At 70.3% G+C, this 26455-nt stretch carries 24 protein-coding genes and 3 pseudogenes; 16 read left to right on the top strand and 11 right to left on the bottom strand.

Annotated elements, in window-relative coordinates; all coding sequences use genetic code 11:
• Window positions 1-3: 3 nt before the first annotated feature.
• Window positions 4-1278, bottom strand: a complete 1275-nt coding sequence (locus ACIRU3_RS38140) for a cytochrome P450 (RefSeq protein WP_404066723.1) — start codon at window positions 1276-1278, stop codon at window positions 4-6.
• Window positions 1279-1893: 615 nt separating this feature from the next.
• On the opposite strand from ACIRU3_RS38140, the gene ACIRU3_RS38135 reads away from it, so the two are divergent.
• The 3 genes from ACIRU3_RS38135 (at window position 1894) to ACIRU3_RS38125 (ending at window position 3323) form a co-directional block, all read left to right on the top strand.
• On the top strand, window positions 1894-2067 hold the full coding sequence (locus ACIRU3_RS38135; protein WP_404066720.1) for a hypothetical protein: 174 nt from the start codon (window positions 1894-1896) through the stop codon (window positions 2065-2067).
• 675 nt (window positions 2068-2742) lie between these two features.
• Complete coding sequence (locus tag ACIRU3_RS38130; protein WP_404066718.1) at window positions 2743-2940, top strand: hypothetical protein; 198 nt, start codon at window positions 2743-2745, stop codon at window positions 2938-2940.
• A gap of 161 nt (window positions 2941-3101) precedes the next feature.
• Window positions 3102-3323: a hypothetical protein gene (locus ACIRU3_RS38125; protein WP_404066715.1), complete on the top strand. Its 222-nt coding sequence runs from the start codon at window positions 3102-3104 to the stop codon at window positions 3321-3323.
• A 730-nt stretch (window positions 3324-4053) separates the two neighbouring features.
• Here ACIRU3_RS38125 and ACIRU3_RS38120 read toward each other — a convergent pair.
• From ACIRU3_RS38120 to ACIRU3_RS38105, 4 genes are all read right to left on the bottom strand, one after another.
• Window positions 4054-4725, bottom strand: coding sequence for an enoyl-CoA hydratase-related protein (locus ACIRU3_RS38120; protein WP_404066713.1), 672 nt, complete (start codon window positions 4723-4725; stop codon window positions 4054-4056).
• A gap of 289 nt (window positions 4726-5014) precedes the next feature.
• Window positions 5015-5347, bottom strand: a complete 333-nt coding sequence (locus ACIRU3_RS38115; RefSeq protein ID WP_404066710.1) for a hypothetical protein — start codon at window positions 5345-5347, stop codon at window positions 5015-5017.
• A 322-nt stretch (window positions 5348-5669) separates the two neighbouring features.
• Window positions 5670-6731: a hypothetical protein gene (locus tag ACIRU3_RS38110; protein WP_404066707.1), complete on the bottom strand. Its 1062-nt coding sequence runs from the start codon at window positions 6729-6731 to the stop codon at window positions 5670-5672.
• A 531-nt stretch (window positions 6732-7262) separates the two neighbouring features.
• On the bottom strand, window positions 7263-8324 hold the full coding sequence (locus tag ACIRU3_RS38105) for a Ku protein (RefSeq protein ID WP_404066704.1): 1062 nt from the start codon (window positions 8322-8324) through the stop codon (window positions 7263-7265).
• Window positions 8325-8397: 73 nt separating this feature from the next.
• On the opposite strand from ACIRU3_RS38105, the gene ligD reads away from it, so the two are divergent.
• A complete protein-coding gene (gene ligD, locus ACIRU3_RS38100) occupies window positions 8398-9279 on the top strand; it encodes a non-homologous end-joining DNA ligase (RefSeq protein ID WP_404066701.1) in 882 nt (293 codons plus the stop codon).
• Between the two features lie 211 nt (window positions 9280-9490).
• On the opposite strand, the gene ACIRU3_RS38095 is transcribed toward ligD, so the two are convergent.
• On the bottom strand, window positions 9491-10294 hold the full coding sequence (locus ACIRU3_RS38095) for a nuclease-related domain-containing protein (protein ID WP_404066698.1): 804 nt from the start codon (window positions 10292-10294) through the stop codon (window positions 9491-9493).
• Between the two features lie 101 nt (window positions 10295-10395).
• On the opposite strand from ACIRU3_RS38095, the gene ACIRU3_RS38090 reads away from it, so the two are divergent.
• From ACIRU3_RS38090 to ACIRU3_RS38070, 5 genes are all read left to right on the top strand, one after another.
• Window positions 10396-10902 carry a dual specificity protein phosphatase family protein gene (locus tag ACIRU3_RS38090; protein WP_404066696.1) on the top strand — a complete coding sequence of 169 codons (507 nt, stop codon included), beginning with the start codon at window positions 10396-10398 and terminating at the stop codon, window positions 10900-10902.
• Between the two features lie 98 nt (window positions 10903-11000).
• Window positions 11001-11723, top strand: a complete 723-nt coding sequence (locus ACIRU3_RS38085) for a hypothetical protein (RefSeq protein ID WP_404066693.1) — start codon at window positions 11001-11003, stop codon at window positions 11721-11723.
• Window positions 11720-12967, top strand: coding sequence for an ATP-binding protein (locus ACIRU3_RS38080; RefSeq protein ID WP_404066691.1), 1248 nt, complete (start codon window positions 11720-11722; stop codon window positions 12965-12967). Before ACIRU3_RS38085 ends, ACIRU3_RS38080 begins: the two co-directional genes overlap by 4 nt.
• Window positions 12968-13129: 162 nt before the next feature.
• Window positions 13130-14491, top strand: a complete 1362-nt coding sequence (locus ACIRU3_RS38075; RefSeq protein WP_404066689.1) for an FtsW/RodA/SpoVE family cell cycle protein — start codon at window positions 13130-13132, stop codon at window positions 14489-14491.
• Between the two features lie 23 nt (window positions 14492-14514).
• On the top strand, window positions 14515-16029 hold the full coding sequence (locus ACIRU3_RS38070) for a penicillin-binding transpeptidase domain-containing protein (protein WP_404066760.1): 1515 nt from the start codon (window positions 14515-14517) through the stop codon (window positions 16027-16029).
• A gap of 161 nt (window positions 16030-16190) precedes the next feature.
• Here ACIRU3_RS38070 and ACIRU3_RS38065 read toward each other — a convergent pair whose 3' ends face one another.
• On the bottom strand, window positions 16191-17036 hold the full coding sequence (locus ACIRU3_RS38065; RefSeq protein ID WP_404066758.1) for a hypothetical protein: 846 nt from the start codon (window positions 17034-17036) through the stop codon (window positions 16191-16193).
• A 37-nt stretch (window positions 17037-17073) separates the two neighbouring features.
• Window positions 17074-18183 (bottom strand): ferritin-like domain-containing protein, encoded by a 1110-nt coding sequence (locus ACIRU3_RS38060; protein ID WP_404066687.1) that lies wholly within the window; start codon window positions 18181-18183, stop codon window positions 17074-17076.
• Window positions 18184-18306: 123 nt separating this feature from the next.
• Between ACIRU3_RS38060 and ACIRU3_RS38055 the strand changes: the two genes are divergently transcribed.
• From ACIRU3_RS38055 to snpA, 6 genes and pseudogenes are all read left to right on the top strand, one after another.
• Complete coding sequence (locus tag ACIRU3_RS38055; RefSeq protein WP_404066685.1) at window positions 18307-19245, top strand: diiron oxygenase; 939 nt, start codon at window positions 18307-18309, stop codon at window positions 19243-19245.
• 160 nt (window positions 19246-19405) lie between these two features.
• On the top strand, window positions 19406-19684 hold the full coding sequence (locus tag ACIRU3_RS38050) for a peptidase inhibitor family I36 protein (RefSeq protein WP_404066683.1): 279 nt from the start codon (window positions 19406-19408) through the stop codon (window positions 19682-19684).
• A gap of 60 nt (window positions 19685-19744) precedes the next feature.
• Window positions 19745-20404 (top strand): TetR/AcrR family transcriptional regulator, encoded by a 660-nt coding sequence (locus ACIRU3_RS38045; protein ID WP_404066680.1) that lies wholly within the window; start codon window positions 19745-19747, stop codon window positions 20402-20404.
• Window positions 20405-20408: 4 nt separating this feature from the next.
• Window positions 20409-20711 carry a hypothetical protein gene (locus ACIRU3_RS38040; protein WP_404066677.1) on the top strand — a complete coding sequence of 101 codons (303 nt, stop codon included), beginning with the start codon at window positions 20409-20411 and terminating at the stop codon, window positions 20709-20711.
• 111 nt (window positions 20712-20822) lie between these two features.
• On the top strand, window positions 20823-21884 hold the full coding sequence (locus tag ACIRU3_RS38035) for an NlpC/P60 family protein (RefSeq protein ID WP_404066674.1): 1062 nt from the start codon (window positions 20823-20825) through the stop codon (window positions 21882-21884).
• A gap of 536 nt (window positions 21885-22420) precedes the next feature.
• A pseudogene (gene snpA / locus ACIRU3_RS38030) lies at window positions 22421-23068 on the top strand (snapalysin); the annotation flags it as partial.
• 356 nt (window positions 23069-23424) lie between these two features.
• Here the strand turns inward: snpA and ACIRU3_RS38025 are convergent.
• Window positions 23425-23715 (bottom strand): annotated as a pseudogene (locus tag ACIRU3_RS38025) (tyrosine-type recombinase/integrase); the annotation flags it as partial.
• Window positions 23716-24041: 326 nt separating this feature from the next.
• Here ACIRU3_RS38025 and ACIRU3_RS38020 point away from each other — a divergent pair.
• Entirely contained in the window at window positions 24042-24503 is a 462-nt protein-coding gene (locus ACIRU3_RS38020; protein ID WP_404066671.1) for a hypothetical protein, read from the top strand.
• Window positions 24504-24785: 282 nt separating this feature from the next.
• On the opposite strand, the pseudogene ACIRU3_RS38015 reads toward ACIRU3_RS38020, so the two are convergent.
• A pseudogene (locus ACIRU3_RS38015) lies at window positions 24786-25000 on the bottom strand (MFS transporter); the annotation flags it as partial.
• 200 nt (window positions 25001-25200) lie between these two features.
• Window positions 25201-26454, bottom strand: a complete 1254-nt coding sequence (locus ACIRU3_RS38010) for a styrene monooxygenase/indole monooxygenase family protein (protein WP_404066669.1) — start codon at window positions 26452-26454, stop codon at window positions 25201-25203.
• Window position 26455: the final 1 nt, after the last annotated feature.

Here is a 26455-nt window from a genome sequence, read left to right as displayed (position 1 = left end):
CCGTCAGCTGCGCGAGGTGGCACGCAGGCGCAAGCCGGCAGTTGCGAGACCTTCGAAAGTGGTGACCTGGTAGCCGGGTTCCGGTCCGGGCGGCTCGCTCAAGTGGTAGCGGCGGGCGATATGCGCGGTCAGGAGCGTCAGCATCGCCATGGCCAGAGCGGCTCCCTCGCAGCCATGCGGCCCGGTACCGAAGGGAAGGAAGACCCCGGGTTTCGCCTGCGAGCCCGAATCATCGAGCCAGCGCTCGGGCTGGAACTGGTCCGGCTCTGAGTGTTCCCGTGCGTCGCGGTGGGCGGTGTAGAGACAGACGAGAACAGTGGACCCGGCGTCGATGGTGTAGTCGGCGAGCTGAGTCTGTCGCGTGGCGCGCCGGGTCAGCAGCCAGCTCGGGGGGTGCAGTCGGAGCACCTCGCGTACCAGTGCCTGGGTGTATTGCAGGCCGCCGAGGTGGGTGCTGGTCGTCGCGGCCGGGTCCGCGGGCAGCAAGGCGGCTTCGGCCGCGACGCGGCCCGCTGCCTGGGGGTGCTGGGCCAGGTGGAGCAGGATCCATCCGGCTGCCCGGGTAGGTGTCTCAAAGGTGGCGACGGTGATTCCGGGCAGAGTGTCGAGAACGGCTTCTTCCGGCAGCAGGCCGTAGCGGGACGAGGGCCGGAGCATCTGTCCCAGCATGTCGTCACCGAGCCGGCCCGATGAACGGCGCCGGCGGACGATGGGCTGCAGAGCGTCGGTGAAGGCGACTTGCTGCCGTGTGCGGAACCGCCGTGCCGGTGTGGGGATCCAGCGCGGCCAATCCCAGCGCGAGGGGCGTACGAGCACCTCCCGGGCCAGGAAGAGCTGTGAGGCAAAGGGCAGCAGGGTGGGAGCGTCTTCGGAGAAGAGGTAGCGCACGCCGATCTCTGCCAGGGCGTGCCGGACCGGGGGCAGGATCTCGACGTCCTGGCCCTCGGGCCACTGGTCGGCGAATCGAGCGGCCTCGGGCGCAATCTCACCGATCCGGGCTCCAACCGCCTGCGCGCGCAGTCCGCGCATGCGGGCGGCGTGAGCGCGCGCACGCTCCTCGGGCGTCGGCGCTCCGCTCGACCGTTTCAACGGCGGGAAGAGAGGTGAGGGTGCCTTGGGGAAGTCCTGCGCGCGGCACAGGACTTCTTCGCACGGCCCGGCCGTAGCGGCTACGTAGACACCCGGCTCCAGCTGCCAGACGTCCCCGCACTCGTCAGCGCCACGGCGCGCCAGTGCCAGCCGGTCGCGGCTCCAGGCTGCGAAGCTGCTTTCGGGCAACCGCGGCGGCTCATTCGTTCGGCCCATGAGATCGTCCCTGGCTCTCGCACCTGTCCAGGCCGATGTCGTCGGCTGCGTCACCGGGAGCCGGCGGGCGCCCGGGGCACCCGCCGGCAATGAGGTCAGACTCAGTCGCCGGCGTACGCATCCCATTCGTGAGACCCGTACGCACCGTAGTGGCGGGTGAATGACAGCTTGGCGAGCAGCTTGGCGATCATGATGCTCTCCTCTCGCATCAAATGCCACAGATGCCATATTGCCACATATGTCACATATCTGATATGTGCAGCTTCAGTCACCCACATGGACGTCAGGCAGGTGCTTGCGGGGTGGGCCCGCAGCCGGTCGACGTCAACCCGGTGCCGGAGGTCAGTGTCGCCCCGGGGCGGAGTCGCTACTGCCCGTTCCGATCCCCCCGGGGGGATCGGGGTAGCCCGCACAGAGAGCGGGTCCCGGTCTCACCGGGTCCCGCCCTTTCACATGCACCACTCACCGATCACCCGCTACTTGCGACACATCTGCGTGCTGTCGCGTGTGCTGCAGCAGGGACACCCTCCGGACAAGGTTTTGCCCCTGCCTCGAGGGCACTCGGTCAGTGAGTGCGGAGGTGCTGAGATGAGTGCCGGAGAGAAAGCCAAGGCAAAGGTCGAACAGGTTGTCGGAAAGACCGTGCGGAAGGCGGCCCACGCGGTACACAAGGACACCCTCGCGGCAAAGGGCGCCGCCCTGGAGACGCGGGGCAGGATGCGGGGCGCGAAAGAGAGGACCAAGGACTCCTTCAAGCACTGAGAATGTCGTGACATCGAATGACCGAGGTCGCGTCGCGCTGAGCCGCTCAGGGGGCCAGAGGGCTGGCCGGGCCGGCCAGTCGCACTACCAAGGGGCACAGCAAGGGCGGCTCGCGTCCTCGTACGGTGGGCGCCAGTGCGCGCAGGCCCGGCAGGCCCCCGCCTCAGTTGCCGTCTCAGTTGCCGTCTCAGTTGCCGTCTCGTTCAAGGCCGTTCACGACCGTTCGGTGGAGACCTTGACCGAGTGGCACTCCCACCGCCAACCGCCCATGAACGCAGGTGGACCGCCCTGCACGAACCCCCCCGCCAACACAGTTGAAAGCGGGTTGGTTCCGCGATCTGAGCGGTGGGGCGCTGCAACCTGCCGCCGACAACTTCCAGCGGCGGCTTCGCCGCTACGGTCGACCCATGACGTCACATCGGGCGGATGCCGCGTAGACCCCCGCGCGCGCTGAGGGCCATCGCGCCCGACAGACACAGCGATGGTGCGGTGAGCACGCTGCTCATCAGTGCCTGCCCAGGGCCGCCGGCGTGTGCTGCCGTGCACACCCGCCTCTTCGTCGATGGCCTCGACGTGGTGGCGCGCAGCGATGGCCGGACAGCCGGGATCGGCCCGCGGCGACTGCTCCGCCCAGGCGGACCGCTCTGTCCGACGGGCAGGCGGTGCAAGGTGGATGTGACGGCTCAGGAGCAGTCCCAGTCGGAGCCGGACGGTCAGCCCGTCCGGGTCCGGCTACGGAGCGAGACGGTCATCCGGTCCGACCTGATGTACCCGGGGCCCGATGGCAGGCCCGTTGAGGAGGTTCGTTTCCGCCTGGAGCAGTACCTGGGCGAGGTCGAGCGAGCGTACGCGGCGTTCAAGGACCACCCCTGATCACCAACGAGCTGCGATCTGTCCAAACGTGGCTTCCCGCAGTGCTGTCACCCGTCGGCCTGCCCGGCCTACCGGCGCGGTGGTTGTGTCCGGCCGTGTGGCGAACAGCGGATGTGCACGACGGCAGCGAACGAGACACACCTAGGCGCATACTGGGGGCAATGACAAAGCCTGCTGCACAGAAGCGATATCTGCCTACCAGCCCCTTCAAGGCCCCGGTCGCGCCACCTCCCAAGCACTTCGCCGTGGGCGACCAGGTCACACACGACATGTACGGACTCGGCCGGGTGATCGGCATCGAGGAAGGGATCGCGGCGCTCGTGGACTTCGGTTCGACGCGAGAGCGGATCTTGAGCCCGTACAGCAAGATGAGCAAGCTGTAGGACCGCTGTGCCCGGTCACGGCACACCAGGTCCCTTCGGGGGCCTGTACCGAATGGGAGACCTCTCATCGATCTGACCTCGCCGTTCTCCGCCCCGGAAAGGGCACCCCGCAGTGCCACCGCAGCGTTGCCACCTCCGACGACAAACCCCTTCCAGGCCCCGGACTTCGGGGAGAGCACTACCTTCCCGCTCAATGACGCACAAGGTGCCTGTCTCGGCCACGGGTACGGCTCGACGCAAAGCAACTAGCCCCCGTGACGGTGGTTCCGACAGCCGGCCACGGGTCGTCTCCATTGCCTTCCACGGCATGTACCTGGACGACATGCACGTAGCCGGCTGACAGCAGGACAACGCCCCCGCATCCGGACCGAGGCGAACACCGTCGCTTCCGAAGCCTCGGAAGCGCTGACAGTCGCCTGTGGACTCTGTGTGGACGACAGCCCCGGGTCATGTCGTGGAAAGCCCTGCGACAGCCCCTGCTGCACTCCATGAAAGGCCCTCCGGACCCGTGTGCGCAGGTTCGAATCCTGCCGGGGGCACTCAGCTTCATCCATCGGTAATCAAGCTCTGACCAGGGCGGATGCCGACACGAGAGGTCGGGAGTCAGTCTCACTGATTCCCGACCTCTCTCGTTGTCTCTCGTTGTCTCTCGTTTTCTCTCGGTGCCTCTCGGTGCCTCTCGGTGGATCACAGTGACTCCCCCACAATGGCTCCCTCCGCACGGGCGGTCTCAGTCGAGCAGCTGGGTCGCGTCGCGCAGGGTGGCCAGGACCGAGGCGTACATGCGTGCCTTGATGGTGCCGAGGGTGTCTCCGGCCTTGCCGAGCTGTGTCTCGGCGATCTCCAAGGCCGTGGAACGCACGGCGTCCTCGTCCACCGCCCGGTCGACGATGCCGGCGGCCGCGGCATCCGAGCCGCCGTAGCGCCGGGCGGTGACCATGGCCTCGTGCGCGGTCTGCGGCGCCAGCCGGGACTGGATCAGGGCGGACATGCCGGGCGTGAAGGGAATGCTGATGTCGGCCTCGGGCAGGCACCAGAAGCCGCGGTCGGCGCGCATGACACGGAAGTCGTGCGCGAGGGAGAACATCGCGCCGGCGGCGAAGGTGTGCCCCTGCAGAGCGGCCACGGTGATCATCGGCAGGGAGAGCACGCGGGCGAAGAGTCCGTGGACGGAGCCGCGGTAACTCTGGCGCTGGTCGGCGTGGGCGCTCAGCCACTCCAGGTCCAGGCCGTTGGAGTAGAACTTGCCCGTCGCGGCGGTGACCAGGGCACGCGGTCCTTCCGACTTCTCCACCTCGTCCAGGGCGGCGTTGACGGCGGCGAGCCAGTCGGGGTGAAAGCGGTTCTCGCCGTCTCCGAGATCGAGCACGAAAATGCTGTCCTGGCGGCCAAGGGTGGGCATGTGCGCTCCTGACGGTTGCGCCAATCTCACTTCCGGGTCGGGCCTTGCTGACTTCAGCATGTGCGGTTCTGGCCGGGGACGGAATGATCGAGTCGCTCCTACCGGTGTGACCACAGCGGTTACACCGACCTTTCAGCCGCCGGCCGGCTCCCGCTGTGCCAGGCGCGAGGGCGAGCCGGCCCACGGCATCGTCGGCACCGGGTTCAGCGCCGTGTGAATGCAATTCGTGCACTCATCCGACTGACACCGGGTCAATCCCCTGGTGCAGCAACGGCCGTGTGCGGAAACCTCAGTGCTGGACCATGCCGCAGGTCAGTTTGGCCGTTCCGCTGTTCGTCTTGACGACGAACGTGCTGCCACTGAGGCCCCCGAGGTCGAACCGGCCCGACTTGTCCGTGGAGACGGTGCCCGAGGCGGAACCCGAGTAGGTCACCTTCGTACCGCCCGGGAATCCCTCACCCCAGAGGTGGTATTTGCCGTTCGACTCTGTTTCGACGTGGCACGCCGCACGGGGTGCGGTGCCCGGGGCGGCGGCGGAGGCCTGTGCGGCAAGGGCGGGGCCCACCGCGAGCGCGGGGGCGACGAGGAAGGTGAGTGCTGCGAGACGACGAGTGCGGTTCATTGTTCAACCTGCTTTGAACGCTGTCTTGCGGCCGATGGGACGTGACAGGCTCCGTCACCCGCGGCAGCGGTCGCACAGAACACCCAGGGCGGAAAATCTCGCTCCGTCACGCCGTGCGGACGTCACCCCACCTGAACAATGCGTCCTGTTCGTTTTCGGAAGCATTTCGTGAGGTTCGATAGAGCTTCTATCGTATCGTCCGGCTTGCCTCACGGCATCTCGCGTTACCTCACGGCATCTCGCATTAGCCTGACGGCATCTCGCGTTGCCCCGCGGCATCTCGCGTTGCCCGGCATTCCGCGGATCAGCGCCTGACGGAGGGTCATCTGGCGCTGGGCCCCTGTAGTGACTCCTCGTCGTCGTGGGCCGCGTACGGGTGGACGAACCCCTCCTCGTCGAACGGGGTGAACCAGTCGTCGAATGCGACGGGTTCACTGTCCAGGTCCTCGTCGATGCCGTCCGCGAACACCTCCAGGGCCGTGGCGACCTCTTCGGTCAGAAGGTCGTAGAGGTCGGCCGTCACCTCGGCCTGGGTGAGGAGGAATCTCAGCAGGATCTCTTCGGCCACACAGGTCGGGCGGGTGGGGTGGGGCTGGGCGAGGCGGGCCGTCAGGGTCACCGCGGTGACCGTGAGGCGGCGGGCGAACAGGACGGTGTACGCGTCGGCGAACTGCGGGGGCAGGTCGTCCAGGAGCATGAAGGTGGCGTCGCTCTCGGCCACCGTCGGACCGTCTTCCTCCAGGCTGGCCAGGTCGGTGAAGAGTTCGTCCACCAGGAGGTCGATGGCGAACACGACGGCGCCGGCCGCGATTTCCGCCGCCTCCCGGCTGACGCTCCGCTCCTCCGGGTCCGAGGAGTAGCCGAAGGAGTCGAGAGGGAAGGCGGCCAGGGCGGGTGCCAGCGAGCGCAGTCTGGAGCGCATCGTCTCGACTTCGGCCGGGTCGAGGCGGCCCGCGGGCGGTGCGGGCACGGCTGCCGCGTGGCGTCGTGCGCGTTCCGCCAGGTCGGCCGGCGGGGCGTCGGGGCCGTCGGCCGCGTCGAGGCTCTCCTGCAGGAGTTCGGAGTTCAGCTCCACCGCGCACCGGGTGATCCGCCAGTCGGCGAGCGGCTCGGTGCGCTCCAGGAGTTCCGCCACGACCTCACGGGCGGCGTCCTCCGCGAATTCCAGCGCCGGTGCGTCCACGAAGAGCTTCACCAGGGCGCCGCCGGGATGGGCGGCGATGACGTCGTCCATCAGCTCGATCTCCATCCCGTCGGGTCCCTCGACCGCTTCGAGCGAGTCGAACCCCTTCCGCAGCAGGAAGACGACGCCCTCTCGTTGCAGCGCGTCGAGTTCCGGGGCGCCCTTGGGAGGGGTCATGGCGACGGTCACCAGGTATGTCACACCCTCATCGTGCCCGAGTCGTCCCACCTCGCGGGAGGGATTCAGGGGAGGGAATCAGGGCACGCTTCGGTCACCGGTCCGCCCGCGCTCGGGGCTGGTGATCTTCGCGAGGGCCGGGTGGCCCGATACCGCGGGCCCAGAAGGTGAGGGTGCGGCCCACGGTGGCCATCACCAGGTCGCGCCGGGCCGCGGCGGGCGGTCGGTCACCGGTCGTCGTCACGGCCGGCCCCCACTCGCCGCCACGGCCCGGTCCCCGCTCGTCATCACAGCCGGCCCCCACTCGCCGCCACAGCCCAGCCCACGCCCGCCACCACAGCCGGCCCACGCGCGCCGCCACGGCCGCACTCCCAGCGCGGGGTCGCTGCCCCCTGAGTCTCCCCGAGCCGCCACAGGACTCCCCCGCCAGGCCTCCCCGAGCCGCAACGCCTCTCATGATCGACGGCCGGGGTGCAGCCCACGTCCGGAGGCGGCGCCGCCGGACGGGCAACTCCGCCCGCAGCGGGAAGCAGGGCCGCCCGGCCGGCTCCGCCCTCACGCCGTGCGCTTGCGGGACGCCGTCTTCTTCGCCGTGGTCTTCTTCGCCGTGGTCTTCTTCGCGGGTGTCTTCGCCGTGGACTTGGACGTCGCCTTCGCCGCCGCCGTCTTCTTCGCGCTCTGGGCGGACTTGGCCGTCGACTTCTTGCCGGCCGTGGTCTTCTTGGCAGCCGTCTTCTTCGCCGTCGTGGCCGTCGACTTCTTGCCACCCGTCTCCTTGGGGGTGGAACGGCGCCCGGCGAGCGGCCTGACCTCGGCCTCCTCCGTGGCCGCCGGTTCCTCGCCCCGGGACTCCCGGGCCGCGCGCACACTCTTCTCCAGGGCCGCCATCAGGTCGAGCACCTTGCCGGCGGCGGCGGGCTCGGGCGCCTCGGGCGGGGTCTCGCCGGCCGCCTTCGCCGCGATGACCTCCTCCAGCGCCTCGCGGTACTCGTCGTGCAGGTCGTCCAGCTCGACCTCGCCGAGGGTGTCCATCAGGGCGTCCGCGAGGTCGAGTTCCTTGTCGCGGACGGTGACGTCCACGTCCGGGGCCACGCCTTCGGGGGCGCGTACCTCGTCCGGCCACAGCAGGCCGTGCATGGCGATGGCGTCGCCGACCACGCGCAGCATGCCCAGACGTTCCCGGCCGCGCAGGGCGTACTTGGCGATGGCGACCTTGTGGCTGCGCTTGAGGGCCTCGCGCAGGAGGGTGTACGGCTTGGCCGCGGGGGCACCGCTGGCGGCGAGGTAGTAGGCCGCGTCCATCTGAAGGGGGTCGATCCGGTCGGCCGGCACGAAGGCGACGATCTCGATGGTGCGGGCGGTGGGGATCGGGAGGTGGGAGAGGTCCTCGTCGGTGATCGGGATGATCGTGCCGTCGGCGTCCTCGTACCCCTTGCCGATCTCCGACTGGGTGACCTCGCGGTCCTCCAGTTCGCACACCTTGCGGTAGCGGATGCGGCCGTTGTCCTCGGTGTGGATCTGGCGGAAGGAGATCGAGTGGCTCTCGGTGGCGTTCACCAGCTTGATCGGGATGCTGACGAGACCGAAGGAGATCGCGCCGTTCCATATGGATCGCACGTGCAGCAGCCTTCCTTTGGTTGCTGGTGTTATGCAGAGTGTTATGCAGAGGAATGTCTGGGATTGTCATCCTATGACTCCCATGACAGAGGTGGAGGGGCGACGGGTCGCGCTGAGCAATCTGGAGAAGGTGCTCCATCCGGAGACCGGCTTCACCAAGGGGGAGCTGGTGCACTACTACGCGGTCACCGCCGAGGTGCTGCTGCCGCATCTGCGCGACCGTGCGGTGTCCTTTCTGCGGTATCCGGACGGGCCGGACGGACAGGTGTTCTTCACCAAGAACGTGCCGCCGGGTACGCCCGAGTGGGTCACGACCGCTGAGGTCCCCCGGTCGGAGGGGCCGGCCCGGATGGTGGTCGTGCAGGACCTGGCGAGCCTGGTCTGGGCGGCGAACCTGGTGACCGAGTTCCACACGCACCAGTGGCTGGTGCAGTCCCCGGAGGAGGCCGACCGGCTGGTCTTCGACCTGGACCCCGGGGCACCTGCGACGATCGTGCACTGTTGCGAGGTGGCGCTGTGGCTGCGGGAGCGGCTCGCGGCGGACGGGATCGAGGCGTACGCCAAGACGGCCGGGTCCAAGGGGCTGCATCTGCTGGCGGCCGTGCGCGGGGGGTCGTCCGAGCGGGCGAGCGAGTACGCGAAGGGGCTCGCGGTGGAGGCCGAGCGGGCGATGCCCCGGCTGGTGGTGCACCGGATGGCGAGGAGCCTTCGGCCGGGGAAGGTGTTCGTGGACTGGAGCCAGAACGCGGGGCGCAAGACCACGGCCGCGCCCTACACGCTGCGGGCCCGGCGGGCGCCGATGGTGTCCGCACCGGTGAGCTGGGAGGAGGTTGCCGGGTGCCGGGATGCGGCGGAGCTGGAGTTCGTGGCCGGGGACATCGCGCCGCGGGTGCGGGTCCATGGGGATCTGCTGGCGGGGTTGCTGGATCCCGGGCGGGCGGTGTCGCTGCCCTGAGGGGGTTCGCCCTCGCCGCCCCTGCCCGTCCCGATCAGGGGACGCCGTCCCCTGCGACCCCTGCCGCGGGGCTGCTGCCCCCGGCCCCCGCTTCGGCCCCGAAGGGGCCTCGTCCTCAAGCGCCGGTCGGGCAGACGGGTGTGGCCCCTCGCCCCCACTCGCCGGACAGGCTGATGCGCACACCCGGGCCGATGCGGCAGACCTCCCTCCCCTACACCCTCCCCCACGTGTTCCGGTCCCGGGCCATCGCGTGCAGTGCCTCCACGTCCGCCGGCTTCAGCACTCCGCCCTGGCGGGCGAGGGTCGTGAGTTCCGGCTCCTGGAGGACGCGGATGCCGCGCGGTGGGGCCGTGAGGCGTACGTCGGCCGGGCCCACCGGGGCCAGGACGGGGCGGACCTCGGCGGTCAGGGCGTAGGAGGCGCGGTCTGCCTCGGCGCGCAGGCGGCGCAGGAGCGGCTCGGGCTCGCGGCGGCCCAGGGTGATCATCGGGTCGGCCACGTGGAGCCGTTGCTTGCGGGCGTACAGGGCGTGTACGGCGAAGAGGCCGCCGGGGCCGATGAGCAGGTGGTGGATGCGGTCGCCGCCGGGGAGCGGGAGGGAGTGCAGGGTGTGCCAGCCCGCCCCCTCCAGCCGGTCCAGTGCCTCGCCGACGGTCTGTTCGGCGGTCAGGGCGCGCCGGCGCGGGTCCGGGCGGAGCCGGTGGACGGGGCCGGGGTCCCGGTCGATGGCCACGAGCAGGGCCTCGCCGGGGCGGTTGGGCGCGAGGTCGTCGTCCGGGTGCAGGGTCAGCCGGGCCAGCTCCGCAGGTGTGGGCACCGGGGGCGGGCCCACGGTCACCGGGCCGGTCAGGAACGGCTTCAGGGCCGCGAGCACGTCCTCCTCGCGGTCCTCGCCCATCAGGTTCACCCGGCCGGTCTCGCGGTCGTACCAGGCGACGTTCCCTCCGTCCGGGCCGCAGACGTACAGCCGTTCGCGGCCGTGCCGCCAGGTCGGCACCACGCGCAGTCCGCTCATGCGCCATCACCCCTCGACCATGGGAACAGGCGGGGTGCTCCCACGCAAGAACCCGGCTACCGTGGAGACCAGCCCTGCGAGGGGGAGTTGGGGAGGCGCCGTTGCGGACCCGCGGAAAGCAGCCCGACGTACCGGCTCCGGAGTGCCCGTGGAGCGAGATCGAGCCCGGCCTGTGGATGGGCGGGCACGAGTTCCGGGGCGGTTCGGGGCGCCTTGAGTTCGCCGTCGTAGGAGATCAGTTCGATGTGGTGCAGTCGCTGCTGCGGCTGCCGGGGTACGGGCCCGGCCCCGGGACAGAGCACCATGTGTGGCCGATTCCGGACGGCCCGCTGGACGGGACGCAGCTCGCCGGGGTGATTCGGCTGGCGCGGGCGGCGCACGAGGCGCTGGACGCCGGACGCTCGGTGCTGGTGCGCTGCTACCACGGTTACAACCGCTCGGGCCTGGTCGTCGCCCACACCCTGGTCCGGCGGGGCCGCAGCACCGAGGAGGCGATCGAGCTGATCCGCGCCCGGCGCTCCCCGTGGGCACTGCACAACGACCTGTTCGTGGAGTACCTGCGGGCGGGGCTGGCCACCGCCCGGCTTCTCGAGGAACTGGCCGAGTAGCCTCTCCCCCAGCACCGCCCCGAGTGCGCAAAAAGGACTTCCCTACGAATAAGGTGTACGGGGTCGTGATCCGCCCCCCCCGAAGCCCCAGGAGCCCTGTGTCAGCCCGTCGCACCGCGCGCACCGCCCTCGCCGCGGCCGCGGTCGCCCTGCTGTCGGTGACGGCGACGGCCTGCGGGGACCGGGGCGGCCTGGAGGGCGCCGGGGCGACTCCGACCGCGGTGAGCCCGGCGAAGCTGTGGCCGGACCTCAGGCCGGCCTCCAGCCCGGCCTATCCGTACGACCCGGCGACCAGGGCGACCGTCAAGGGCATCCGGGTGCCCGGCGACGACATCCGCAAGGTCGATCCGGTGGACGTCGTACGCGCGGAGATCGCCGCGCACCCGGACGACTACGGGCCCAAGGGGCCGTACCACGCGACCGTGGACCGGGTGAAGGAGTGCGAACCGGGCGGGGACCGGGCGCGCTGCCCGCTGCTGAAGGCCTACTACCGGGACCTGACCGGGGACGGCCGGGCCGACATGACGCTGGGCTTCCGGCTCTACCCGACGAACCAGACGGCGGTGCGGGTCTACACGGTCGAGAACCACAAGCTGGTCCAGGTGCTGTCCGACAACGACGCGATCATCGGGGTGGAGCTGGCCGGCCGGGCACTGATCGAACGCTCTCCGACCGGGATCTCCGGCTACGAGTACCGCACCACCTGGACCTGGGACCCGGACCAGCGCGCCATGGTGTTCTCCCGCGACGAGTTCCTGCGCACCGGCAAGGGCCCGCAGAGCCACCCGCCCTCCGCCACCCCGTCCGCGAGCACGCCGTGAGACTCGCGCTGCCCCAGTGGGCCGGGACCCTCGCGGTGAAGGCGGCCGCGTTCATCACGGTGATGTGCTGCGCGCTGGCCGCGCTGCTCGGCGTCCTGGTGCATGTGTCGGTGACCAACCAGACCGTCGGCCAGGCCCGCGACCTGGCGCTGTCCCGGCTGCAGGACGCCACACAGGCGTACGAGGCCGGGGACGCGCTGGCGCCGGGCGCCGGGGTGGATCCCGAGGGGCTGCCCGTACGGCTGCGGGCGCTCGCGGTGGCCGGGCGGCGCGGCACGATGGTCTCCTCGCACCAGGGGCGGCCGACCATGTGGGCGGCGGGCCCGGCCGGCGGACACCGGGCGCTCGCGGTGGCGGTCGACTACTCGCAGCAGTCCCGTACGATCGCCGGGCTCGACCACTCCATCCTGTGGTCGTCGGCGCTGGCGATCGGGGCGACGCTGCTGGTCGGTGCGTTCGCGGTGACCCGGGTGACCCGGCGGCTGCACGGCACGGCCCAGGTGGCGCGGCGGATCACCGCGGGCGACCTGGACGCCCGCGTGCACGACCCCCGGACGAAGGACCCGACGCGGCCCGAGGACGAGGTGGCCGCGGTGGCCGCCGCGCTTGACTCCATGGCGTCCTCGCTGCAGAGCAAGCTGCAGAGCGAGCAGCGCTTCACCGCGGACGTGGCCCATGAGCTGCGCACCCCGCTGACCGGCCTGCACGCGGCGGCCGAGCTGCTGCCGCCGGGCCGGCCGACCGAGCTGGTCCGGGACCGGGTGGCGGCGCTGCGCACGCTCACCGAGGACCTGCTGGAGATCTCCCGCCTGGACACCGGCCGGGAGAAGCTGGAGGCCGACTCCGAGGAGCTGGGCGCGCTGGCCGGGCGGGTGGTGCGGGCCTCCGGGACGGACACCGAGGTGCGGATCGTCCGGGACACCCGGGTGGAGACCGACCGGCGCCGTCTGGAGCGGGTGCTGGGAAACCTGGTGGCCAACGCGCACAAGCACGGGCGGGCGCCGGTGGTGCTGACGGTGGACGGACCGATGGTGACCGTGCGGGACCACGGGGACGGCTATCCGGACTACCTGGTGGCGCACGGGCCGCAGCGCTTCCGCACCGAGGGCGGGGCGAAGGGGCATGGGCTCGGTCTGACCATCGCACTGGGCCAGGCGGAGGTACTGGGCGCCCGGCTGACGTTCGGCAATGCGGCAGACGGTGGCGCCGTGGCCACGCTGTACCTCCGGCGCATCGGTGAGTGACGGCCGGGGACCGCGGGTGCGTTGCGCTGCGCAGGTCGGGTGCGGCTGGTCGCGCCCATGCGGCAGAGCCGCACGCTGATACGGCCCCGCGCCCCGTGGGGCACTCCGCGCATCCCGTGGCGCCTGCCCAGCCGGACTGTCCTGTTTGGGTAGGTTCCGGACATGACCAAGGCCGGAACCACCGTGACGGCACCGCGGACACCCGCCTCCGCCGTACGCCTCCGCCGGCGGCGTGGCATCGAACTGGCCCTGATCGTGCTGGCCGTTCTGCTGTCCGTGTACGGCTACTGCGCCGTGGGCGTGGCGAAGACCGGTACCGTTCCGCCCGGTGCCGCCGGTTACGGCGCCGGACTCGGTGTGCTCGCCCTGTTCGCGCATCTCGCGGTCCGCATCCGGGCGCCGTACGCCGACCCCCTCCCGCTGCCGATCGCCGTGCTGCTCAACGGTCTGGGCCTGGTGCTGATCTACCGGCTGGACCTGGAGACGCCGGGCGACCGGGCGGCCCCCGCCCAACTGGTGTGGTCCACGCTCGGGGTGGGCCTGTTCATCGTGGTCGTCCTGATGCTGCGCGACCACCGGGTGCTGCAGCGCTACTCCTACGTCTGTGTGGTCGCGGCCCTCGCCCTCCTGCTGCTGCCGATCCTCTTCCCGGCGGTCAACGGAGCCCGCATCTGGATCCGGATCGCCGGATTCTCCATCCAGCCGGGCGAGTTCGCGAAGGTGCTGCTCGCGGTGTTCTACGCCGCCTATCTGGCCGCCAACCGCAACGCGCTCGCCTACACGGGCCGCCGGCTGTGGCGGATGCAGTTCCCGACCGGGCGGGTGCTCGGCCCGATCGTGACGATCTGGCTGCTGAGCGTCGGTGTCCTGGTCCTGGAGCGCGACCTCGGCACCTCGTTGCTGTTCTTCGGCCTGTTCGTCGTCCTGCTGTACATCGCGACCGGCCGCACCGGCTGGATCGCGGTCGGTCTGCTGCTCGCCGTGCTCGGCGCGGTCGCCGTCGGCCGTCTCGAGCCGCATGTCAACGGCCGGGTCGAGGACTGGCTGCACCCCTTCGCCACCATCGAGGCCGGGCAGGGCCCCAACCAGCTCTCCCAGTCCCTGTTCGCCTTCGCGGCGGGCGGGTTCCTGGGCACCGGGCTCGGGCTCGGCCACTCCGTCCTCATCGGCTTCGCCGTCAAGTCGGACTTCATCCTGGCGACGGCCGGGGAGGAGCTGGGCCTCGCGGGTCTTGCGGCGATCTTCCTGCTCTACGCCCTGCTCGTGGAGCGCGGCTACCGGGCGGGCCTCGCCCTGCGCGAGCCCTTCGGCCGGCTGCTCGCGGCCGGTCTCGCCTCGATCGTCGCGCTCCAGGTGTTCGTGATCGCGGGCGGGGTCACCGGCCTGATCCCGCTGACCGGTATGGCGATGCCGTTCCTCGCCCAGGGCGGCTCCTCGGTCGTCACCAACTGGGCGATCGTGGCGCTGCTGATCCGGGTGAGCGACTCCGCCCACAGCCAGTACGACGGGCAGGAGGCCCCGTGACCGAGTACGGCAACGGCCGGCCCATGACCCGGTACATCCGGCACGCGTCCGCGTTCTGCGCCCTGCTGCTGGTGGCCCTGCTGGTCAACGCCGCCCGGGTGCAGCTCGTCCAGTCCGGCTCCTACGACCGCAACCCGGCCAACCGCCGTCCCGCAATCGCCCGTTACCACCAGCCGCGCGGGGACATCCTGGTCGGCGCCGAGCCGGTCACCGGCTCCACGGACACCGGCGAGCAACTGCGCTACGAACGCACCTACCGGGACGGCCCGTTGTACGCGCCGGTCACCGGATACGCCTCGCAGATGTACGGCACGACCTTCCTGGAGCACGCGGAGGACGGGGTGCTCTCCGGCACCGACCCGATGCTGTCGCCGTTCCCGGTGTGGAACGACGTGACACGCAAGCCCAGCCCGGGCGGGGACGTCGTCACGACGCTCAACCGGGGTGCGCAGGCGGCGGCGTACCAGGGGCTGCACGGGCGCCGGGGCGCGGTGGCCGCGATCGAGCCCACCACGGGCCGCATCCTGGCGCTGGTGTCGACCCCGTCCTACGACCCCGCCGAGCTGTCCGGCAACAGCGAGGCGACGGCCTCGGCGTGGGCGCGGCTCAACCACGACCCGGAGAAGCCGATGCTCAACCGGGCGGTACGGCAGACCTATCCGCCGGGGTCGACGTTCAAGGTGGTCACCGCGGCGGCCGCGCTCGACTCGGGCACGGTCATGGACCTGGACGAGCCCACGGACTCCCCCGACCCCTACCGGCTGCCCGGCACCACCACCCGGCTGACCAACGAGGGCGACGGCTGTGCGGACGCCTCGCTGCGGAAGGCGTTCGAGTGGTCGTGCAACACGGTGTTCGCCAAGCTGGGCGTGGACGTCGGGGTGGCTGACATGTCGGCCACGGCCGAGGGGTTCGGCTTCAACGACACCCGGCTGAGCGTCCCCTTCGCCGTGTCGCCCAGCACCTTCGACACCCATGTGGACAAGGCACAGCTGGCGCTGTCCTCGATCGGGCAGTACAACACGCGGGCAACTCCGCTGCAGATGGCGATGGTCGCGGCGGCCGTGGCCAACGACGGCCGGCTGCGGTCGCCGTACCTGGTGGAACGGACCACCCGCCGGGGCGGCGAGACGATCGCGGGCAGTGGTCTACGGCCCGAACGGCAGGTGATGCGCCCGTCGACGGCCATGCGGCTGAGGGAGCTGATGACCGGCGTGGTCCAGGAGGGCACCGGCACCAACGCGGCCATCCCCGGTGCCGTGGTCGGCGGCAAGACCGGCACCGCCCAGCACGGCATCGGCAACTCCGGTGTGCCGTACGCGTGGTTCGTCTCCTGGGCACAGGCCGACGACGACCCGGCACCGAAGGTCGCGGTCGCGGTGGTGGTCGAGGACGCCTCTGCGGACCGGGGCGAGATCAGTGGCGGCGGGGACGCGGCACCGATCGCGAAGGACGTGATGCGGGCGGTTCTCGGCCTGCGGGACGAGGGGTACCGGAAGCCGCAGGGCCCGAACCAGCACCGTCGCGGACCGCACTGACGGCTTCGCCGGGGCCGCACCGGGGGTGCCGGCGCGGGGCGCCGGGGGTCCTCCCGCGCCTCTCACACCCCCGCACCCTCCCGCGCTCTTCGGGCCGGGAGAGCCCGAGGAGGCGGTGGTGGCGGTGGTGGCGGTGGTGGCGGTGGCGGTGGCGGTGGCGGTCAGCCGATCGGCTTGATCATCTCGGAGCGGATCTTGACGGTGTTCCGGGCGGCGGCGTCGAGGTCCACGTCCGTCGAGCCCTTCCGCGCCAGGTCGACCTCGCCGACCACGGCCGCCGTGTTGCCGTCCGCCCAGGCGCAGACCGGGTAGGTGAGCGTCAGCAGGGACTGCTTCTGAGTCAGCACCTCGCAGGTGATGGTGACGTCGGAGCCGGCCGGAGTGACGTCCTTCGGGGGTTCCGCCACCGTCACGCCGTCGGCCTCGGCGGCCCCCTTGAGCATGTTGTTCCGGACGTCGCCCTTGTTCTTGAACCGGCCGTACATGCTCGACACCAGCAGCATGCCCTTGGAGTCGTCTCCGCCGGGGCTGTAGCGGCCGACCAGGGCGTGGATGTCCTTGGCGTCCCAGGCGCCGTCGGCCTCGTCCTCGACCTTCTGCCCCTCGGTGTCGGAGAGGTCGTCGGCGAGGACGTACTTCCCGTCCACCAGCGTGTGGGGCAGCGTGAGCTTGTTCTTCGCCGCGGGGAAGCCGCTCTCGAGCACCACACCGAGCAGCACGATCCCCGCGATGCCGGCCGCGACCACACCGCCCACGATCCCGAGCACCAGCCCGACCCTGCGCTTCTTCGGCGGCGGGCCCATGGGCGGGACGCCCCAGCCGGGGTACTGCTGCTGCGGGTGGGGCTGCGGCGGGTACGGCTGCTGCTGGGGGTACGGGGAGCCGTACGGGCCGGGGGCCTGCGGGGGCTGCTGGCCGTAGGGGTACGGCGGCTGCTGGGGCCCGCCCGGGTACGGCGGCTGCTGGGGCCCGCCCGGGTACGGCGGCTGCTGCGGTGCTGGAGGCATGGACACGCCAGCACGCTACTGCACCGTGGTGAGCGGGTCAGACCCCGTCCGCCCCCGACTCGATCGCCTTCTGCACCTCGGCCACCCGCTCGCGCTCCTCCACGGCGAAGCGCTCCGCGTCGAGTTGCTCGGCGATCTCCTCGTCCTGGGTCATCAGCAGGTCCAGGTTGGAGTCGCCCATGTCGAACACGCCCATGTCGACATAGGCCTCCTGGAGCCGCTTGCCCCACAGGCCGATGTCCTTGACGCAGGGCACGATGCGGCTGAACAGAAGGCGGCGGAAGAGCTGCAGGAACTCGGAGTCCGCGCTGATCCGCTCGGCCTCCGCCCGCGGGATGCCGAAGTTCTCCAGCACCTCGATGCCGCGCAGCCGGTCGCGCATCAGGTAGCAGCCCTCGATGACGAACTCCTCGCGCTCCCTCAGTTCGGCGTCCGTGAGCTGCTTGTAGTAGTCGCGCAGGGCCATGCGCCCGAAGGCCACGTGCCGGGCCTCGTCCTGCATGACGTAGGCGAGGATCTGCTTGGGCAGCGGCTTGTCGGTGGTGTCCCGGATCATCCCGAACGCGGCCAGCGCCAGGCCCTCGATCAGCACCTGCATCCCGAGGTAGGGCATGTCCCAGCGGCTGTCGCGGAGGGTGTCGCCGAGCAGGGACTGGAGGTTGTCGTTGATCGGGTAGACCATCCCGATCTTCTCGTGCAGAAAGCGGCCGTAGATCTCGGCGTGCCGGGCCTCGTCCATCGTCTGGGTCGCGGAGTAGAACTTGGCGTCCATGTCGGGCACCGACTCCACGATCCGCGCCGCGCAGATCATCGCGCCCTGCTCGCCGTGCAGGAACTGGCTGAACTGCCAGGAGGCGTAGTGCCGGCGCAGCTCGCCCTTGTCCTTGTCGGTGAGCTTGGCCCAGTACGGAGTGCCGTAGAGCGCCATCGACTCCTCGGGGGTGCCGAGCGGGTCGTACGGATCGACCTCCAGCTCCCAGTCGATGCGCGTCTGTCCGTCCCACTGCTTGTCCTTGCCCTTCTGGTACAGGGCGAGCAGACGGTCACGGCCACCGTCGTACTCCCAGCTGAACCGGGCCTCGCCGCTCGCGGGCACCTGCCAGGGGGAGTCTCCGGGGTCGTTGACGTACAGGTCTTGGGTCGGCATACCTCGCAGGCTCACACGCGGACCGCGAGTCAACAAGTCATGTGCAAGGGATTGACGGGCTTGCTGACAGGCAGTCTCATAAGAGGCGGACGATGTACCCCCGGGTAACGAGGTGAGGGAGCCATGACGACCCTGACGGAAGAGGACGCGCTCGACGGGCTGCGCGACGCGCTCGGCCTGCTGAAGGACCGGGAACAGGTGGCCGAACGGCTGCTCGTCTCTTCCGCCAAGCACTCCTTCGACCCGGACAAGGAGCTGGACTGGGAGGCACCCTTCGAGGAGGGCAAGTGGTTCTGGCCGCCGGAGCTGGTCTCGCTGTACGGCACCCCGCTGTGGCGGCGGATGAGCGAGGAGCAGCGGATCCTGCTCTCCCAGCACGAGTCCGCGGCGCTGGCCTCGCTCGGCATCTGGTTCGAACTGATCCTGATGCAGCTGCTGGTCCGGCACATCTACGACAAGGCGGCGACGAGCGCGCACGTCCGGTACGCCCTCACCGAGATCGAGGACGAGTGCCGGCACTCGAAGATGTTCGCGCGGCTGATCGCGCGGGGTGACGCCCCCTGGTACCCGGTGAGCCGGGCTCACCAGAACCTCGGCCGCCTCTTCAAGACCATCTCCACGACCCCCGGCTCCTTCACGGCCACGCTGCTCGGCGAGGAGGTGCTGGACTGGATGCAGCGGCTGACCTTCCCGGACGAGCGGGTGCAGCCGCTGATCCGGGGGGTCACGCGCATCCACGTCGTGGAGGAGGCCCGGCATGTGCGCTACGCCCGCGAGGAACTGCGCCGGCAGATGCTGACCGCGCCGAAGTGGTCCCAGGAGTTCACCCGGGTCACCTCCGGCGAGTTCGCCCGGGTCTTCTCGGTCGCCTTCATCAACCCCGAGGTGTACACCAACGTGGGCCTCGACAAGCGGGAGGCGATGGCGCAGGTGAGGGCGAGCGGGCATCGCCGTGAGGTCATGCAGACCGGCGCGAAGCGGCTGACCGACTTCCTGGACGACATCGGGGTGCTGCGAGGGGTCGGCAGGCGGCTGTGGAGGTCGTCCGGGTTGCTGGCGTAGCGCGGCGGTTAGACTGACGCGGCGGCCGTGATCATGTGATGGCCACGGCCGCAGTCTCAACTGACCATTGAACTACGGGGTTTATTCAGTGACTTTCCTCAGGCGCGTCGCCCGTTCGGCGGGTGTGGCGGCCGCAGCCGGATGTATCGGCCTGGCCGTCATGACCACTCCCGCCCACGCCGCGAGCGGCGACTGCGAGAAGAACTACACCTGCGTCTGGTCCCAGGAGCACTTCAAGGGCCGGTCCGGGAAGATCAACACCCAGCCCGGCAAGTGCTACAACAGCCGTTCCGTGGGTGCGCGGTCGGTCAACAACAACAGCCGGTACATGCTCAACCTGTACTCGAAGAAGGACTGCAAGGGCAAGGTCTTCTCGATGAACTGGGGCGTGAAGGTGCCCGACGGATTCCCCTTCGGCGTCATGAGCTTCAAGGCCTGACGGCCCGCCCGCCGACAGGGCACCCGGCACCCCCACCGCCCGGCGGCTACGCTGCGAGGCATGACCCCGCAGGCCACCACCCCCGCCTACCGTCGGCTCAGCGTCGAGGAGCGCCGTAGTCAGCTCCTCGCCGCCGCGCTCTCCCTCTTCGCGCACCGCGCCCCGGAGGACGTGTCGCTGGACGACGTGGCCGAGGCGGCCGGGGTCTCCCGTCCGCTGGTGTACCGGTACTTCCCCGGTGGCAAGCAGCAGCTGTACGAGGCCGCGCTCGGGTCGGCCGCCGAGGAGCTGCGGCAGTGCTTCGACGAGACCCGGCAGGGCCCCCCGCTGTCCCGGCTGTCCCGGGTCCTCGACCGTTATCTGACCTTCGTGGACGAGCACGACACCGGCTTCAGCGCACTGCTCCAGGGCGGCAGCGTGGTGGAGACGTCCCGGACGACCGCGATCGTGGACGGGGTGCGCCGGGCCGCCGCCGAGCACATCTACAGCCACCTCGGCATCTCCGACCCGGGCCCGCGGCTGCGCATGACCGTCCGGATGTGGATCACGGCGGTGGAGGCGGCCTCCCTGATCTGGCTGGACGAGGACAAGCAGCCCCCGGTCGACGAGCTGCGCGACTGGCTGGTCGAGCAGTTCGTGGCGGTCCTCACGGTGACCGCCGCCCGCGACCCGCAGACGGCGGCCCTCGTCGGCGCGCTCGGCGAGGATGACCGAGACTGAAGCCGTGAAGAGTCAGGACACCCCCTTCGAGGGCGGACCCATGGACGGGCGCGTGCTGCCCGTCCTGCTGGGCATGACCGGCCACCCCCCGAAGACGTACCGCATCCCCGTCCCGGACGCGGCGGGCGGCCCGCCCACCGTGCTCGTCTACCGGCGTGTGCCGAGAGGACACAGCAAGAAGCTGGGCCTGGTGCAGGGGTGGAAGTACCGGTACGTCCCCGAGGGCGCGCGGGGCGGCCGGGCCAGGTGGCCCTGGTCCAAGCCGGACGATGCGCCGGCCGGCAAGCCGGATGAGGCATCCGGGTGACAGAGTTGCGCCGAACCGCGTAGGCGCGGCACGCGCATCTCCCTACATGTCTGATTATCGCGGTGCGATAGCAGGCGGAAGCCCCGCCCGTTCCGCACCGGAGGTAATGACATGTCAGGACGGCTCTCGCGCCTGGCCTGTACGGCGGTGGTGGCGGCCCAGGCCGTCCTCGCGCCCGTACCGGCGGCGGCCACGCCGCAACCGGAGCGGTCCGCGACCCAGCTGCTGACGGACCTTCAGCAGCTGTACCGGCAGACCGAGCAGGCCACCGAGACCTACAACGCCACCGCGGAGAAGCTCAAGCGGCAGCAGGCCGAGGTGGCCCGCCTCGACGCCGAGCTGGCCCGCGCCCGGCTCGCCCTGCAGGGCAGCCGGATCGACGCCGGACGCCTGGCCCGCCAGCAGTACCAGAACAGCTCCGACCTCTCCCCCTACCTGCGCCTGCTCCTCGCCCGCGACCCGCAGCACGCACTGGACGAGGGCCATGTCATCGGACAGCTGGCCCGCGAGCGCGCCGAGACGGTGGACCGGCTGACCGGCACCGAGCAGAAGAAGGACGCACTGGCCAGGGCGGCCCGCAAGGCCCTGGACGCCCGGCTCACCCTCGCCGAGCAGCAGAAGAAGCAGCGCGACGACGTGACGGCCAGGCTCGCCGACGTCGAACGCCTCCTCGCCTCCCTCACTCCGGGACAGCTCGGCGAGGTGACGAAGCTGGAGCAGGACGGGGTCGCCGCCGCACAGCAGAAGCTCACGGCCTCGGACACCCTCGGCGACGACCGGCCCCCGTCCGGGGAGGGCAACCGGGCGGTCCGCTACGCCATGGACCAGATCGGCAAGCCGTACCAGTGGGGAGCGGCAGGCCCGAAGTCGTACGACTGCTCGGGCCTGACCTCCCAGGCCTGGGACCACGCGGGCACCCCGATCCCCCGCACCAGCCAGGACCAGTGGGCCCGGCTCAAGAAGATCCCCCTGAGCCGGCTCCGCCCCGGCGACCTGGTCGTCTACTTCCCCGAGGCGACGCATGTGGCGATGTACGTGGGGGACGGCGAGGTCGTACAGGCTCCGAGACCGGGCGAGAAGGTGGAGGTCTCGCCTCTCGCCTCCAATCCGGTACTCGGCGCGGTACGCCCGGACGACGCTCCCGCTCGGACGCCGGCAATGGAGGCCAGGTAGGCCCCGGTCCTCGCCGACACAGAGACACGACTCGTGTTCGCGCCGGCCGAGAGCCACCGATGGGCCGAGGGTGACTCCCTGGGGGCGCCCCCGGGGACGGTGGGGCGCAAAAGAGACGGAAGCTCATGTTCTATGACGTCGGTCACAGCATCTCGCCATCAAACCGGCATGCTTAGTAGACGCGGCATGGCAGACATCTGAGGATTTGTCCGTCTTGGCCCGGATGTGGATCCGGCCGCGCGTCGCGGGATTCCGGCCGGCCGGCCCGCACGCCCGTTGGCCCCTGACGCAAGGCTTCTGACGCCGCGACAGCTTTCCCTCCCTGCCGCCATGTGCGGACCGGAGACCCGCGCACCGCCCTGGCGAGGTCCCGGGACCTACGAGGCGGCGTAGTGGCGGGGACCCTTTGCGCTCCCTGTCGAGCCGTTCTAAGAATGTCGACCCACAGGACGTCGCCGCAGTTCGGAACCGGTGTTCACCCAGAGTCGACCGCGCACCGGGCGCTCGGCGTCACCGAGTGAGTAGGAGCCCCCCACATGAAGTCGTCCCGAACGTCCACGAGACTCCTCGCCCTCGGCCTGGGTCTGGCCTCCGGCGCGCTGGGCGCGGCGGTGCCGGCGAGCGCCCAGGCGGCCGCCACCCCGTCCGCCGCCTCCGGCACCTCCGTGGCACGGTACGGCGGGTCGGCCGAGGAGGCAGCGAACAGCAAGGCGTTCTTCGAGGCCGTGCTCAAGTCCGTCGCCGAGAAGCGCGCCGCCCAGCCGAACGCGCAGACGGTGACTGTCACCTACAACGCCTCCCGGGCACCGAGCTTCCGTTCGCAGATATCGAGCGCGGCCTCGATATGGAACAGCTCCGAGTCCAACGTCAGGCTCCAGGAGGCGTCGAGCGGTGCCGACTTCTCCTACCAGGAGGGCAACGACCCGCGCGGGTCCTACGCCTCCACCAACGGCCACGGAGGTGGCTACGTCTTCCTCGACTACACCCAGAACCAGCAGTACGACTCGGTCCGCGTCGTCACCCACGAGACCGGGCACGTGCTGGGCCTGCCGGACGACTACGGCGGGCCGTGCAGTGAGCTGATGTCGGGCGGCACCGCCGGCCCGTCCTGCACCAACCGCTACCCGAACGCCACCGAGCGCTCGCGTGTCGACCAGCTGTGGGCCGGCGGACTCGCGCAGGCTCCGGGCACGGCGACCGGGCCCGCCGACCCCCCGAGCGCCGCACCGCCGGTAAGGATCGTGCCGCCGAGCCAGGTTCCGGGGTTTCCGCTCCGCAGCACGCCCTGGAGTTGTTTCGGTGCCGGACAAGGCCTGTCTTCCAGGGCAGTCGTCGGCTGATGCGGCACCGGCCGGCAGCCGATCAGAGGAGCGCACGATCCTCAGGACGGAGCGCAGGTCAGAGGCTCGCCACGCCCCGGTGACCGAGGCCAGACAGGCCTCCGTCTTCTCCGGCTCAGAGAAGCAAGCCCACGGCCCCGTATGGCCTCTGCCAGCGGTTTCTACCGAACTGTGGTCAGCCTGTACGGGGCTGTGGGCCGTCAGACAGGGCGTTGGGCTTTGGCGTAGACCGTCGCGATAGCCGTACGGGTCCGCTCCCGACTGCTCGGCATGAGGTGCGCGTAGATCCGTAGCGTCGAGGCAGCGTTGCTGTGCCCGAGGTACTCACTGACAGCCTTGATGCTCTCCCCGCAGTCCAGGAGCGCGGACGCATAGAAGTGCCTCAGTGCGTGCATGCCGTGCTCGCGCGCCGCCGCGTAACCGGCTGCCTTGATCTCCGGCTTCGGGATGACGCCGGCCGCGACGACCGCGTGCTTCCACGACTCCTCGTTCGAGCACCCGGCTGCGCTCCGCTCCGCCGGGCGGGCTTCCCGGCTCTGCTCGGGGCGCCGCTCCTGCCTTCGGCCCGCTCCGCCCCGGCTGCGCCGACGCCCGCCCACATGTGGATCTGGCCGAAGGCCATTCGGCGAGCACCCGTCCAACCTCGGCCACGGTCAAGGACGATGCCTCCGGCGAGGGATCGGCCGGCACCGGGATGGAGGGGACGCCGTTCCCGGCCGCGGGCACATCGTGGCGAGCGTGGGGAGCTCCCATCCCGTCCATCGTCGATCCTGGAAACGAAGTAGGCACGCGGCCCAGGGGACGGCAACATGGCTGCGTGAACCAGGAGCAAAAGGCAGACGGATTGAGGGCAGCTCTCCGAGACGCCGAGTCGGAGTCATGGTCTTGCAGAGCTGCCGCAGGCAGGCAGCTTGCGGCAGTTGCAGGCCAGGAGGAAGTCACGCCGGTCCTTGAGCGGCTTCTGTTGGACCCGCACGACACTGGAGTCACGCAAGAAACGGCGGAGGCACTGCTGCAACGACGGGATCTCGTTGGTCTGCGTATCGTTCTTGCGATGCTGTCACGGACTGAGGCGTGGTGGACCGCTGACCAGCTCGACGGCGACGTGTTCAACCATCAAAGCTGGATGATCGCCGATGGCCGGCGGGACCAGTTCGTGCAGCAACTCGAGGCACTTGCATCCGACGAGGATGCTGGCGTCCGCAGGGAGGCTTTGCGGTTGCTCGGGAGCGACTCGGAGGCGGTACCTGGGAGTCGATCGGCTGACACCAGCGACTGACACCAACAACCGCGAACAGTGGCGATCGGCGCCGGATCTCAGTGGACGATGGCTGAAGGCAGGAAGCCGGTTGATGGATGTCCTCGGTCCCTTGTGATCGACCTGATAGGGATGAGGCCGCAGGTTGAAATCCTGTCAGCCGCGCTGAGGCCACGGCCAGGGCCGGCCCCGTGCCAGGAGTCGCCTTGGGGCCGGTCGTGGCCGGGACGACTCAGCCCAGGTAGAAGCCCCTGCGGGCGGCCACGAACTCCTCGATCGACTGGGCGGGGACGCCCGTCACGCGCGGTTGGGGAAGTAGGTGACGTCGAGAGCCGGATGGTCACTGCGGGCCTCGTACACCACGAAGCCGGCAAGGACCGCCAAGCCGCCCAGGATCGTCGCCCACGCCCGGGCCGGGTGAAGTCGCCAAGCTGGCCGCCCTTGACGACGCCGTAGACCAGCACCGCCAGACCGATGATCGACAGCAGCACACCGAGCGGGTCGAGCCTGCCGGACCTGGCGCGCTTCCTTGGTCGCCTTGGGTGCCTCTCCCGACTTATGTACTGGAGGCAAAACACTCCAAGACGGGGTGATCCACTTGTGAGCCATATCGAGCGGGAGGGCTTCGCCGACTGGGCCGTCTGCGGGCCGTCCGAGGCCAGCCGACGACAACCGACGACGACAGTTGACGACGGCCGAACCCCAGGTCAGATACCCGTCACACCCCGGCGACCGAGGCCAGATAGGCGGCTGTCTTCTCCGGCTCGTAGAAGAAGTTCTCGAAGTCGGCCGGATCGTTGAACGCGTTGGCGAACCGGTCGGCAGCCGGCTGCACCTGGCCGGCCGCGCCGATCAGGTTCAGGACGTGCTCCGGCGGCGGCGCCAGCATGGCGTTCGTCCACTTGGTCACATGCGAGGCGGTCGCCCAGTAGCGGTCGAACGTGGCCCGCATCCACTCCTCGTCGAACGGCTTGTCCTCCCGCTCCACGATCGAGGCGAGGTAGGCGGACGCGCACTTGGACGCCGAGTTGGAGCCCTGTCCGGTGATCGGGTCGTTGGCGACGACCACGTCGGCCACGCCGAGGACCAGACCGCCGGAGGGCAGTCGGCCGATGGGGTTGCGGACGGTCGGGGCGTAGCGGCCCGCCAATGTGCCACCGGCGTCGGTCAGTTCGACCTTCGTGGCCCGCGCATACTCCCACGGAGTGAACTTCTCCATGAGTTCCAGGGTCAGGGAGAGGTGCTCCGCCGGGTCCTTGACGCCGTTGAAGACATCGAGCGGGCCGCCGGGTATGCCCTCCCAGAACAGGATGTCGGCGCGGCCCGAGGTGGTGAGCGTCGGCATGATGAACAGCTCGCCGACCCCGGGGACGAGGTTGCAGCGGACCGCGTCGAACTCCGGGTGCTCGGGGCGCGGCCCGAGTCCATGGACGTACGACACCGCGAGGGCGCGCTGCGGCTCGGTGTACGGGGAGCGCTCCGGGTCGCGGGCGAACATCGACACCAGTTCGCCCTTGCCCGCCGCCACCAGGACGAGGTCGTAGGTGCGGGAGAAGTAGTCGAGGTCGCCGACGGCCGCGCCGTGTATCACCAGCTGGCCGCCGCGCTGGGCGAAGGTCTCCATCCAGCCGGCCATCTTCACCCGCTGGTCGACCGACTGCGCGTACCCGTCGAGCCTGCCCACCCAGTCGATCGCGCGCTGGGAGGGTCCCGGGTCGAAGGAGCCGGGGGCCGCCACCGAGACGCCGAGTCCTTCGATCTTCGGGGCCTGGGACTCCCAGAAGTTCAGCTGGAGATCGCGCTCGTGCCGCAGTGCCGTGTCGAACATGCACTGCGTCGACATGACCCGGCCGGAACGGATCTCGTCCGCGGTCCGGTTCGACATCAGGGTGACCTCGTAGCCGTGCGACTGCAGGCCGAGGGCGAGCTGGAGTCCGGACTGACCGGCTCCGACGACGAGTATCTTCCGCATG

Origin of the sequence: Streptomyces sp. NPDC101151 (assembly GCF_044768335.1) — a bacterium.
Classification (GTDB): Bacteria; Actinomycetota; Actinomycetes; order Streptomycetales; family Streptomycetaceae; genus Streptomyces.
This window is presented reverse-complemented; position numbering and strand designations above follow the sequence as displayed.